Source organism: Enterobacter cloacae complex sp. 2015409 (genome assembly GCF_041365315.1).
Lineage (GTDB): Bacteria > Pseudomonadota > Gammaproteobacteria > Enterobacterales > Enterobacteriaceae > Enterobacter > Enterobacter pseudoroggenkampii.
The window spans coordinates 50,518-62,347 of the sequence record NZ_JBFTVM010000006.1; the positions used below are offsets into that span (position 1 = coordinate 50,518).

At 54.6% G+C, this 11,830-nt stretch carries 10 protein-coding genes; 5 read left to right on the forward strand and 5 right to left on the reverse strand.

Going from position 1 to position 11,830, the window contains the following annotated elements:
• The first annotated feature begins 21 nt into the window (after positions 1-21).
• Positions 22-1,125, forward strand: a complete 1,104-nt coding sequence (locus tag ACDO57_RS20470) for a glycosyltransferase family 4 protein (protein ID WP_370884521.1) — start codon at positions 22-24, stop codon at positions 1,123-1,125.
• Here ACDO57_RS20470 and ACDO57_RS20475 read toward each other — a convergent pair.
• From ACDO57_RS20475 to rfaD, 5 genes are read right to left on the reverse strand one after another with little or no spacing between them, the layout of a single operon-like run.
• Positions 1,104-2,213, reverse strand: a complete 1,110-nt coding sequence (locus ACDO57_RS20475; RefSeq protein ID WP_090420366.1) for a glycosyltransferase family 4 protein — start codon at positions 2,211-2,213, stop codon at positions 1,104-1,106. The two genes, ACDO57_RS20470 and ACDO57_RS20475, sit on opposite strands and share 22 nt — an antisense overlap.
• A complete protein-coding gene (rfaQ, locus tag ACDO57_RS20480; protein ID WP_148770330.1) occupies positions 2,210-3,313 on the reverse strand; it encodes a putative lipopolysaccharide heptosyltransferase III in 1,104 nt (367 codons plus the stop codon). The genes ACDO57_RS20475 and rfaQ overlap by 4 nt, the downstream gene beginning before the upstream one ends.
• The gene (gene rfaC, locus ACDO57_RS20485) at positions 3,306-4,292 is read right to left on the reverse strand and encodes a lipopolysaccharide heptosyltransferase RfaC (protein WP_024906620.1); all 987 of its coding nucleotides are present in this window, start codon (positions 4,290-4,292) and stop codon (positions 3,306-3,308) included. The genes rfaQ and rfaC overlap by 8 nt, the downstream gene beginning before the upstream one ends.
• A gap of 3 nt (positions 4,293-4,295) precedes the next feature.
• Positions 4,296-5,342 (reverse strand): ADP-heptose--LPS heptosyltransferase RfaF, encoded by a 1,047-nt coding sequence (gene rfaF, locus ACDO57_RS20490; RefSeq protein WP_032650733.1) that lies wholly within the window; start codon positions 5,340-5,342, stop codon positions 4,296-4,298.
• 2 nt (positions 5,343-5,344) lie between these two features.
• Positions 5,345-6,277: an ADP-glyceromanno-heptose 6-epimerase gene (gene rfaD / locus ACDO57_RS20495; RefSeq protein ID WP_024906618.1), complete on the reverse strand. Its 933-nt coding sequence runs from the start codon at positions 6,275-6,277 to the stop codon at positions 5,345-5,347.
• A 215-nt stretch (positions 6,278-6,492) separates the two neighbouring features.
• On the opposite strand from rfaD, the gene kbl reads away from it, so the two are divergent.
• The 4 genes from kbl (at position 6,493) to ACDO57_RS20515 (ending at position 11,807) form a co-directional block, all read left to right on the forward strand.
• The gene (gene kbl, locus ACDO57_RS20500) at positions 6,493-7,689 is read left to right on the forward strand and encodes a glycine C-acetyltransferase (protein WP_032661893.1); all 1,197 of its coding nucleotides are present in this window, start codon (positions 6,493-6,495) and stop codon (positions 7,687-7,689) included.
• Between the two features lie 9 nt (positions 7,690-7,698).
• Positions 7,699-8,724 (forward strand): L-threonine 3-dehydrogenase, encoded by a 1,026-nt coding sequence (gene tdh / locus ACDO57_RS20505; RefSeq protein ID WP_024906616.1) that lies wholly within the window; start codon positions 7,699-7,701, stop codon positions 8,722-8,724.
• A 176-nt stretch (positions 8,725-8,900) separates the two neighbouring features.
• Entirely contained in the window at positions 8,901-10,481 is a 1,581-nt protein-coding gene (locus ACDO57_RS20510; RefSeq protein ID WP_370884522.1) for a sulfatase-like hydrolase/transferase, read from the forward strand.
• A gap of 66 nt (positions 10,482-10,547) precedes the next feature.
• On the forward strand, positions 10,548-11,807 hold the full coding sequence (locus tag ACDO57_RS20515; RefSeq protein WP_368073431.1) for an O-antigen ligase family protein: 1,260 nt from the start codon (positions 10,548-10,550) through the stop codon (positions 11,805-11,807).
• Positions 11,808-11,830: the final 23 nt, after the last annotated feature.

Genomic DNA, 11,830 nt, shown 5'->3' on the forward strand with positions numbered 1-11,830 from the left:
GAGATTCTTAACAGGAAATGTATGCATATTGTTCACACTGAAGCAGACGGTGGCAAAGGCGGACAGCCTCTGCGCATTATCAACGAATCGCTTGGGATGATTCAGCGTGGCCATCAGGTTACTCTCCTTTGTCCGGAAACCGCGCCGCTGCATGCGCTGGCGCGCAATGCCGGATTGACGGTTGTCACGATGCCGTTGAAGCGCAAGAACCTTAAAAATCTGCGGTTGCTGCGTCGCTGGCTGAAGGATAACCGTCAGTCGATTGACGTTATCAACAGTCACAACTCTGCCGATACATGGCTGGTGGCGCTGGCGAATCTGACGCTCGCCAACCCTGTGCCGCTGGTCCGCACCCGTCATGCGTCAGGCGTACCGCGCAACAACTGGACGACACGCTGGCTGTTCCGCACGGCCTGTGCACATATCGTGACCACGGGGGAGGCGTTGCGTCATCAGGTGGCAAATATTGGCGTGCCGATGTCCCAGAGTACCTCGGTGCCAAGCGGTGTCGATACGCAGCGTTTTCACCCGAGAGATAAGCACGAAGCCCGCGCGCATTGTGGCCTGTCCGGAGACGATTTCTGGCTGGGCGTGGTGTCGCATTTGCGTCCGAACAAAGGCCATAGCGTACTGTTGCGCGCCCTGGCGAAAATTGACAATCCACACATCAAGCTGGCGATTGTCGGCGAAGGCCCGCACAAGGCGACGCTGGAACAGGAAATCGCCGCGCTGGGATTACAGCAGCGCGTGGTCATGGCGGGACATCAACCCGATCCGGAACGCTGGTTTCCGGCCTTTGATATTGCCCTGAGTCCTTCGCACGATATGGAAGGTGTTCCACAGGGCGTACTGCAATCATTAGCCACCCGTATTGCAACTATTGCGACGGACGCCGGTGGAACGGGAGATGCGGTGATTAACGGGCAGACGGGCATTTTAATCGCGCAGCGCGACGAAAACGCACTGCACGATGCCATAATGAAACTCTTTGACGACTCAGCCCTTCGCGAGACGCTCGCGCAACAGGGGTATGACTATCTGAGTACACATTTTACCCGCGAATGTATGCTGGACGCGATGGAGAAGGTCTTCTCCGATGCGGCTCAGCGCAGCAGATCGCGATAAAGTGCCTGCAGCTCTTTCGCCATTCTGTCCAGGGTGAAGGGCTCTGCAGTTGCACGCGCAGCAGCGGAGTAATCGACACCCTGTTCACGGCCTTTCAGCCATTGAGATATGGCCTGCTGGTAGCCTTCGCTGTCCAGCGCATCACGCACCCAGCCGTTTTTACCCTCGTTTATCCACTCCGCCGCACCGCAGCCGTGGCTGGTAAGCAGCGGCAGACCGCAGGCCAGCGCTTCCACGCAGACGTTCGGGAAGGGATCGTAAAGCGTCGGCAGGATCAGAGCATCAGCCGTCCCATAGACTTCGCGCACGTTGGCAACGGGTCCCAGGAACTTCACGCGTGAGGAAACCCCCAGAGCCTGTGCCAGTTTTTCAAACTTCCGCGCATGTTTATCGCGTCCGGCAATTAGCAGCCAGACGTCAGAATGCGGCACAATGGCGCGTAGCGCGGTGGCAACACCTTTACGACTGAAACCTGACCCAACATACGCCAGTACCGGTGCGTTACGGGGAATGCCCAGTGCATCACGCTGCGAAAGGGCGCGGACCTCAGGGCTAAACTGAACGGTGTCTACGCCGTTGTAGATCACCGTCAGCTTGTCTTCCGACAGCCCGAAGCGACGGGCAATATCATCGCGCACCATCTTCGAATTACAGATCACCTTGCGCAGCTGCGGATGGGTAAACATCTGCGTCTCAGCCTGCAGAATGTAGCGGTGATAGCGGCTCAGAGATTGCGCCCAGCGCGCCAGTGGCGAGAGGATGCGGCCATATTGCTCAAGCCAGGCGGCGTGAACCCCGTCCCCGGCCCGGAAAATGGTCGCTCCCGGTATGCGCTCGTGACTTTGCACAATATCAAACTGCGCAAAATGCGAAGCGGCTTCGGTGGCAAAGCCGGATTCACGGGCGATACGGTTACGGAACGGCGGATTGACCGTCAGCGTTTTCCAGCCGGTGGCGTCTTCCCACTGGCGGGCAATCAGCGTCACGTCCAGGGACGTGTCCTGCGACAGCACGTTAAGCGCGCGCGAGACGAAACGCTCTGCACCACCGTTGGGGTTGTAGGTTTGTCGGACTATCGCCAGCTTCATGCAGGATTTTCCAGGAGCATCGTGTCGATGGCGCTCAGCACCTGCTGTGGGGTGATGGCTGTGATGCAGTCTGAGACACCGCTGTCTCCGCAGCCCGCTTTACCGCACGGCTGGCAGGTAAACCCGGCAACGATTACGCGATAGTTCACCCCCCACGGTGCCCACTTGATGGCGCCGGTAGGGCCAAAGATGGCGACGGTCGGGGTACCGACGGCGCTTGCAAGGTGCATCGGCATGGAGTCCACACCGAAATAGACCCGCGCGTGCTTCATGAGCGCGCCCAGTTCTTTCAGGTTCAACTGACCGCTCAAATCAAAGACCGGCTGGGTGAGCGCAGCGCGCAGCTCGTCCATGTAGGCCTTCTCTTCTTTTGACGGTGCGGCGGAAAGGATAATTGGCAAGCCGCGCGCCGCCAGGTTATCAATGGTCGCTGCCAGCTTTTTGATATCCCAGGCCTTAAACATCCAGCGCGAGGTCGGGTGAACCAGGATATAGGATTTACTCTTGAGCCCAAACCCGGCCAGTTTTTCGGCCACAGAGGCTTCTGCCGCGTCACCAGGCACAAAAAGCGTATGCTTGTCTTCGTCGGACTGGGGATGAATACCGATTCGGCGCAGGGCATCCAGATTGACTTCCACCATATGGCGGCTGTTGTCCTGAATCGCCGGGTAGAGCGTGGTGAACGACTTCACCCAGCGACGACGTGCCAGGCCCCCGCGTTTATCCGGCTTAAAGCCGACGGAGACGCGCGGTTTCAGGCGACGCGCCAGACGCGCGCCGTGCCAGTGTTCGGTCAGGTTAATGAGCACGTCGTACTGACGGTCTTTCAGGGTATTGAGCAGCGCGCGGTAGAGGCGGAATTGTTCAAACCACCCCTTTTTGCGCCAGTTGCGCCCAATAGTATGGACCTGGTCGATATGCGGGTGGCTGGTCAGCATCGCCTGCGTGTCGTCATAGACCAGCGCGTCGACCTCCACGTTCGGCCAGTTCTTTTTCAGCACGGTAAAAACCGGCGAGGTAAGCAGAACGTCACCGTGGTGACGCAGCTTAATAATCAGCACGCGCTTTGGCGGGCGCTCCGCTGAGAAAAAATCAGACATAGGCTCTCTCTGCTGCCAGCAAAGGCTCTAATTGCGCAAATACCGCAGCGGCGCTGAGATCGCTCAACTGCGATGAGTGTTCCGGGCGGCAGATATACTGATTTTTTCCATAGCCGCCGATCAGGCCCGGGTCCGTTGGGCCGTAAAGCGTGATGTTAGGACGGTCCAGCGCCGCCGTCAGGTGGCTGAGGCCCGTATCCACGGAGACCACAGCCGTAGCGCCTGCCAGCGCCTGAGCGACGCCGTCAAGTTTCATGCGTGGCAGAACGTCCACGTAATCAAACCCTTCTGCCAGACGTTTGGCCCGTGCCTCTTCGTGCGGTGCGCCCCACGGGAGTTTAATACGCAGCCCCGCGCTTGCCAGCAGGCCGATCAGTTCGCGCCAGTACGCTTCCGGCCAGTGCTTGTCATCGCGGGTTGTCGCGTGAAGGAAAATCAAATAAGGGTCGCTTTTCTGCGATGAGGCGTGCAGGAAATGCCGGGAAATTGCATAGTCGCCCTGGGTTTCCGGTTTCGCATACCCCAGGCTTTTGGCAAACAGCTCGCGGGTACGTTCCACCGCATGCTGTTGCTTTGCGATGTGATGACGACGGTTATAAAATAGGCTCGCCAGCGGTTCGCGGGCGCTGTGCCAGTCCATCCCGTGCTTTACGCCGTGTGCCAGACGCGTTACCAGCGCGGCGCTTTTCACCAGCCCCTGGGCGTCGATGATGGCGTCGTAACGCTGTGCCTGCACCGCCTCACGGAAGGCTTTGCGTTCGGCTTTAATCGGCGCGGAGAACCACGCTTTGCGCCAGCGGCGAATCGCCACCGGGATCACGCGGTCAACCGCTTCATGCCAGGTGGGGATCTGCGCGAAGCCTTCCTCCACCACCCAGTCAAAACGAATACCGGGAATGGCCCGCATGGCGTCCGTCAGTGACGGCAGCGTATGCAGAACATCGCCCATCGAAGAAGTTTTAACGATCAGTACCCGCATTCGTTATCCTTCTTCGCTCAACAGCAGCTCGTTAAGCTCTTCGAGAACGCGCGCTGGCGTAATGTCGATCAGGCTCTGATGGTAGCCTTCTGCGGCATCGCCTTTGCGCACTTTGTGGTAGCCGGTGATCAGGCGGATGACGCGCGCTTTATGAGAAAGCGGGGGCGTGAAGTCCGGGCTACTTGGGCCATACAGCGCCACCAGTGGGCGGTTGAGCGCAGCGGCGACGTGCATCAGGCCAGAGTCGTTAGTGACCACCGCTTTACAGGCGGCAATCAGGATAACAGCCTGTTCAAGCTGCGTTTCTCCTGCCAGATTGCGGCACCAGGCCTGCTGCTCGTTGCTCAGCGTGGCGAGAATTTCGTTGCCAGCCTCGTGATCTTTTGCCGAACCGAACAGGACAATCTGGTAGCCTTCGTCAATCAGCTGTTTCGCCAGCTCCGCATAGTGATAGTGCGGCCAGCGTTTTGCCGGGCCGAACTCGGCGCCTGGGCAGAAGCCAATCATCGGGCGTTCAGACGAAAGACCAAACGCGTTACAGGTCTGGGATTTTTCACCGTCGTTAACCTGAAGCTGTGGCCAGAGCAGCGGCTGCGGCAGATCTTTCGCGCTGCGCATCACGCCTTTGTCATAGGCCAGCGCCACATAGCGCTCCACCATCAGCGGCCAGGCTTCTTTATCCAGCACCCGCGCATCGTTCAGCAGACCGTAGCGCATTTCACCGCGCCAGCCGGTGCGATGTGGGATGCCCGCAAAGAAGGGTACCAGGGCGGATTTAAAGGAGTTTGGCAGGACATACGCGCGATCGTAGCGCTTCTCGCGCAGGCTATGACCGAGCTTGCGGCGTTCGCCGATTTCCAGCGCTCCGTGACCGAGTGGCATCGGGATGGCTTCATTCACTTCCGGCATACGCGATAACAGCGGACGGCACCATGCGGGTGCCATCACGTCGATTATCGCCTGGGGATAACGCGCCTTGAGCGTGCGATAGAGACTTTGCGACATCATCATGTCGCCCACCCATGACGGGCCGATCACCAGAATTCTCATACTTACGCGTCGCGGTTCAGCCAGGCCATATATTCCGTTACGCCTTCGGCAACGGTCTTGAACGGCTTGTCGTAGCCTGCGGCGCGCAGGTTGGTCAGATCGGCCTGCGTGAACGCCTGATAACGGCCTTTCAGTTTTTCCGGGAACGGAATGTACTCGATGCTGCCTTTTTTGTGATACGCCAGCGTGGCGTCAGCCACTGCCTGGAAGGATTCCGCACGGCCAGTACCGAGGTTGAAGATGCCGGACACGCCGTTTTCCCAGAACCACAGGTTTACGGCCGCCACGTCGCCCACGTAAACGAAGTCGCGCTTAAAGCCGTCGCTGCCTTCGAACAGTTTTGGACTTTCACCGTTATTCAGTTGGGTGTTCAGGTGGAACGCCACGCTTGCCATGCTGCCTTTGTGGCCTTCACGCGGTCCGTAGACGTTGAAGTAACGGAAACCAACGATCTGCGAGTTCGCTTCCGGCAGAACCTGACGTACGTACTCGTCGAACAGGAATTTAGAATAACCGTAGACGTTCAGCGGCTGCTCATATTCGCGGGATTCGATGAAGTCCGAGGTGCGGCCGCCGTAGGTTGCCGCGGAGGAGGCGTACAGGAACGGAATCTCACGCTCCAGGCAGTAGTGCAGGATCTCTTTAGAGTACTGATAGTTGTTGTCCATCATGTACTTACCATCCCACTCGGTGGTGGAAGAACACGCACCTTCGTGGAAGATGGCTTCGATCTCACCGAACTCTTCGCCTGCCATAATCTGGATAAGGAAGTCTTCTTTATCCATGTAGTCAGCGATGTTCAGATCCACCAGGTTGACGAACTTAGTGCCATCTTTCAGGTTGTCAACCACCAGGATGTCGGTGATGCCTTTGTCATTGAGAGCCTTAACAATATTACTGCCGATAAAGCCTGCGCCGCCGGTAACGATGATCATAACTGTAACCTTTGAAGTGTGGAGCCCGGGGACAATCCCGGACGCTAATGTCTCTATCATATCATTAGTATGGCTGCCCTTCAGCCATTCACCTTCACAGCGCAGGGGTACGCGTGATTTATGCTGCAAAAACGATAAGAGATGACGTGTCATCTCGTCATGAACTATAGGTTTGGGTAATATGTCCCGAAATTTGCCGAGTCTGGAGAATTGCAATGCGTGGTGATTTTTACAAACAGTTAAACAGCGACCTCGACACCGCACGTGCGGAAGGGTTGTTCAAGGAAGAGCGTATTATCACGTCTGCCCAGCAGGCGGACATCACCGTTGCCGACGGCAGCCATGTGATTAACTTTTGTGCGAACAACTACTTAGGTCTTGCGAATCATCCTGAGCTGATTGCCGCTGCAAAAAACGGCATGGACACCCACGGTTTCGGCATGGCCTCCGTACGCTTTATCTGCGGTACCCAGGACAGCCACAAGCAGCTTGAGCAAAAGCTGGCGAGCTTCCTCGGAATGGAAGACGCGATTCTGTACTCCTCCTGCTTCGACGCCAACGGCGGTCTGTTTGAGACCCTGCTCGGCGCAGAAGATGCGATTATCTCCGACGCCCTGAACCACGCCTCCATCATCGACGGCGTACGCCTGTGTAAAGCGAAGCGTTTCCGCTACGCCAACAACGACATGGTTGAGCTGGAAGCACGCCTGAAAGAGGCTCGTGAAGCGGGTGCCCGCCACGTGCTGATCGCCACCGACGGCGTGTTCTCCATGGACGGTGTGATCGCTAACCTGAAGGGCGTGTGCGACCTGGCAGACAAATACGACGCGCTGGTGATGGTCGATGACTCTCACGCGGTCGGCTTTGTCGGCGAAAACGGCCGCGGTTCCCACGAATACTGCGACGTGATGGGACGCGTGGACATTATCACCGGTACGCTGGGTAAAGCGCTCGGCGGCGCGTCCGGCGGCTATACCGCCGCGCGCAAAGAGGTGGTGGAATGGCTGCGCCAGCGCTCCCGTCCGTACCTGTTCTCCAACTCCCTGGCGCCGGCGATTGTTTCTGCCTCCATCAAAGTGCTGGAGATGGTGGAGTCCGGCGCTGAGCTGCGCGACCGCCTGTGGTCCAACGCCCGTCTGTTCCGTGAAAAAATGAGCGCTGCAGGTTTCACCCTGGCCGGTGCTGACCACGCGATCATTCCGGTGATGCTGGGCGATGCGGTCGTCGCGCAGCAATTTGCCCGCGAACTGCAGAAAGAAGGTATTTACGTCACCGGGTTCTTCTTCCCGGTGGTGCCAAAAGGTCAGGCGCGTATCCGCACCCAGATGTCTGCGGCGCATACGCCTGAACAAATTGAACGTGCGGTGGAAGCCTTTACCCGCATCGGTAAACAGCTGGGCGTCATTGCCTGAGGACGTGTGATGAAAGCGTTATCCAAACTGAAAGCGGAAGAAGGGATTTGGATGACCGACGTGCCGGAACCGGAAGTCGGTCATAACGATCTGCTGATCAAAATTCGTAAAACGGCTATCTGCGGTACTGACGTTCACATCTACAACTGGGACCAGTGGTCGCAGAAAACCATTCCGGTACCGATGGTTGTCGGTCACGAATATGTCGGCGAAGTGGTGGGCATCGGCCAGGAAGTAAAAGGTTTTAAAATTGGCGACCGCGTCTCCGGTGAAGGCCATATTACCTGTGGTCACTGCCGTAACTGCCGCGGCGGACGTACGCACCTGTGCCGTAATACCATCGGCGTGGGCGTGAACCGTCCGGGCTGCTTCGCGGAATACCTGGTGATCCCGGCCTTTAACGCCTTCAAAATCCCGGACAATATTTCTGACGATCTGGCCTCCATCTTCGATCCGTTCGGCAACGCGGTACACACCGCGCTCTCCTTCGACCTGGTCGGTGAAGACGTGCTGGTCTCCGGCGCGGGCCCAATCGGCATTATGGCGGCAGCCGTGGCGAAGCACGTGGGTGCGCGCAACGTTGTGATCACCGACGTGAACGAATACCGTCTGTCTCTGGCGCGCAAAATGGGGGTCACCCGCGCGGTGGATGTCTCGAAAGAGAGCCTGACCGACGTGATGGAAGAGCTGGGCATGACCGAAGGCTTTGACGTGGGCCTGGAGATGTCCGGTGCACCGCCGGCGTTCCGCACCATGCTCGACACCATGAACCACGGCGGCCGTATCGCGATGCTGGGCATTCCGCCGTCAGATATGTCTATCGACTGGAATAAAGTGATCTTCAAGGGGCTGTTCATCAAGGGTATCTATGGCCGCGAGATGTTTGAGACCTGGTACAAAATGGCGGCATTAATTCAGTCCGGTCTGGATCTGTCCCCGATTATTACTCACCGTTTCTCCATCGATGAGTTCCAGCAGGGCTTTGACGCGATGCGTTCCGGCCAGTCAGGGAAGGTGATCCTGAGCTGGGAGTAACCTGTCTGCTGGCATCGCTTTTACGGGTGCCAGCGCTCTTTCTTAGCGGTTTGACTTTCCAGAAGTTACTTGTTAACTTCTGGCGAAATTTCATCCATTCTGTCTTCTCCGCACGTTCATTCTTGCAATCAAAATGATTTCGTCAGGAAAGATATTGCCAGGCTAATCAGGTCATTATGTCCACACTGTTTTCACAGAAGTTGGTTGAGACACCTTCGCGATTTACCGCTTTCTTTACTGTCGTTATTTCACTGCTAATAGTCATTGGCGTTAATATTATACATGCTAAATATAATGCGGTGATTAACCGTACGTTGGTTTTCGCGCTGATATTGCTGACATTAAAATGTATAAACAATAAATTAATCAGGAATGTACTGGCGATTATTTTATTAATTCCGGTTGCAGCAGATATTACTTTACAGCTATACGCCTGGAGTAATTTCAATTCTGCGTTTAGTTATGGTTTTGCGCTGAGCGTACTCAATACGACACTGGGTGAAGCAAGTTCGATGCTCGGTTTGTACTGGCGGGATTGCCTGATCTTTATCGCCCTGTCCGCGTTGTTCATTTATACCGCGAATACCGGCAAATGGCCTGTCGCGCCGCGTTTTCGTCGCTGGCCCGCCGTTGCGCTTGCCGTCACGCTGCTGGCTTTTTATGGTCAGGCCTTGCAGCATCAACTCAGGAAAAGCAGCGTCGAAAGCCTGGCACAGCGCGTGGTTCAGGCGACGCCTGTTAGCACATCAAAAGTCTTTATGCAGGCCATCGAAGATAATGCCGTGGTTGCCAATATCGGCAACAACATTCCTGATTATAAAATCACGTTATCCGATTCCGGCATCGAAAACTATGTGCTGATCATTGGTGAGTCTGAGCGCACGGCAAATATGAGTATCTATGGTTATCAACGAGATACTACTCCAGAGCTGGAAAAGCAAAAATCGCAGCTCTTACTGTTCCGCAATGCCGTTACGCCTGCACCGGTCACGATTATGGCGGTACCGCTGGCGTTAACCGCGGATACTGTGAATGCACGCGATCCGCGTAAGTATGGCGATAACGTCATCAATATCGCTAATAAAGCGGGATATGATACGTACTGGTTTAGTCGTCAGGGTAAAGGAGGGGCGCATAATAACGTCATTACCGGCATTGCTCTGAACACGAAACAGCATGAATGGATTGACGGGGGCTACGACGAAGACCTTTTGCCGCTGTTGCAGAATGCGCTTAAAGCGCCGGGCAAGAAATTAATTGTTCTGCATTTGTACGGAAGTCACGAACCTTCCTGTCGACGCTTCCCTGCCAGCCAGGCGGTTTTGCACGGTGATAATGAAGCCGATGACTGTTATGACAACTCTGTGCGATATACGGATACGTTGATGGGCAAGGTCTTTAGCCTTCTGGAAAACTCGCGCTCATCCGTCATGTATTTCTCCGATCATGGCCTCATTCGCGATCCGAAGCGTGCAGTCGCTTACTCCCACGGTAACGTTAATCCTCCGCGAGAGGCGCTGCATATCCCGGTGTTTATCTGGTACGGACATCAGGTGGATTCTGGTAAGCAATATACCGGAGATTACAATACCGTATGGTCAGCTGATGATATTAATACGCTGGCAGAGCTGTGGCTTGGGATCCATCGCCAGGGGGAGCCTGTCCAGTCGGTACAGTCCTGGCTTACCGGTTACAATAAGAACGTTTCCGTGCTGGACACGACCGGGAAGTCCTATGACTGGCGTAATATTCGTTAACACTGGTGCGATAAACTTGCATTTAGCAGTGTGCTAGCCTGCTTTGCCTTCTTAGTAAATGGAATAATGATGATTAATGTAGAACGAGATAAGGTCCAGTTTGCGTTGTTGCAATTACTCTTTGGACTGTGTGCTATCGCTTTTGGTTGCGTAGTTGTTTCACCCAATTTATCTGCCAAAATTTTCGGCCTGGCGGGTGTTACCGCATTCGTTATTTTCTTGTTGGATATTAAAAATTTCAGAAAGAATGATGCATTCTGGCTTTGTCTGGTCCTGTTGATCATCGGGATTTGCGATCTGGTCTGGTATCGAATGTATAAGGTTGATAGTGCGGCGATCAACTCATATCGCGCTTATCTTGAAGTCGGGAAAATCTGCCTGTTCGGAGCATTTTCCATCTTCGTGTTTGTGAACCGTAATCAGCTCAAAGTAGGTAGCAATAAGATTCATATGCTGCTGGCTATCGCATTGCAGGTGATGATTGTTGTCTACGCCGGGTACCAGCACCTGTTTCTTGAAAACCAAAGGGTAACGCTCTCCCTTGCTGGTGGAGCTGATGCAACAGGAGCTGCCTATACCATTGCGTTTATCTCGTTCTATACGATTCTGGTGCTACAACACAGTTCAAGTCGATGGAAAGAGCTGTTTATACTCGCGCACTTCTTTATTACTTTCCTGGTACTGGTGGCGACAGAAACGCGGGCAGCTATTTTGACCTATCCGATTATTTTCTTCGGCTTGATGGTATTTAAGCTGTACCGGGACAAGCATATTCCGTGGAAGGGGGTGTCTGTTTTTCTGATCGCTTTGCTGGCAGGCGCATTTATGATGAAAGACAGTCTGACACAGCGTTATAATGACTTTAATAATGACATCGCTTCCTATGATAAAGCGAACAGTGCCACTTCTGTTGGGGCTCGTTTTGCTATGTGGAAGGTGGGATTAGCTGCATCTAAAAATAGTTATTTATGGCAGTCTACTGATGAGCGAAACGCAAAAATAATTGATGAAGTTAATAAAGATCCAAGCCTGTCAGGTGCACTGGATCACATTCGTGGTCATCTTCATAATGAAATCGTTGAAACGCTTTCTGTAAAAGGTCCTTCAGGCGTTATTCTCTATATTCTGTTTGTTATATCGCTTGGCTGGTATGCATTACGTATCCGTAAAAGTATTATTCTTTTCGCTTTCCTGGTCTCGATTGTTATGTTCGGAGTAGGTGGCGTGATGTTCTATTCAAAAACAACCCCTGTAGCCTGGATGCTGACGTTGATAATGTCGATTGTTTTCCTTGAACAGAACAAACACCATAAGGTCATTAAGTAATCGTTTTGATTCTCCATCGGGAA

Excerpts from the sequence above, each read along its gene's own strand:
- ACDO57_RS20475 (WP_090420366.1), bottom strand. The coding sequence starts at position 2,213 with ATGAAGCTGGCGATAGTCCGACAAACCTACAACCCCAACGGTGGTGCA.
- rfaF (WP_032650733.1), bottom strand. The coding sequence starts at position 5,342 with ATGAGAATTCTGGTGATCGGCCCGTCATGGGTGGGCGACATGATGATG.
- rfaC (WP_024906620.1), bottom strand. The coding sequence starts at position 4,292 with ATGCGGGTACTGATCGTTAAAACTTCTTCGATGGGCGATGTTCTGCAT.
- tdh (WP_024906616.1), top strand. The coding sequence starts at position 7,699 with ATGAAAGCGTTATCCAAACTGAAAGCGGAAGAAGGGATTTGGATGACC.
- ACDO57_RS20470 (WP_370884521.1), top strand. The coding sequence starts at position 22 with ATGCATATTGTTCACACTGAAGCAGACGGTGGCAAAGGCGGACAGCCT.
- kbl (WP_032661893.1), top strand. The coding sequence starts at position 6,493 with ATGCGTGGTGATTTTTACAAACAGTTAAACAGCGACCTCGACACCGCA.
- rfaD (WP_024906618.1), bottom strand. The coding sequence starts at position 6,277 with ATGATCATCGTTACCGGCGGCGCAGGCTTTATCGGCAGTAATATTGTT.
- rfaQ (WP_148770330.1), bottom strand. The coding sequence starts at position 3,313 with ATGTCTGATTTTTTCTCAGCGGAGCGCCCGCCAAAGCGCGTGCTGATT.
- ACDO57_RS20510 (WP_370884522.1), top strand. The coding sequence starts at position 8,901 with ATGTCCACACTGTTTTCACAGAAGTTGGTTGAGACACCTTCGCGATTT.
- ACDO57_RS20515 (WP_368073431.1), top strand. The coding sequence starts at position 10,548 with ATGATGATTAATGTAGAACGAGATAAGGTCCAGTTTGCGTTGTTGCAA.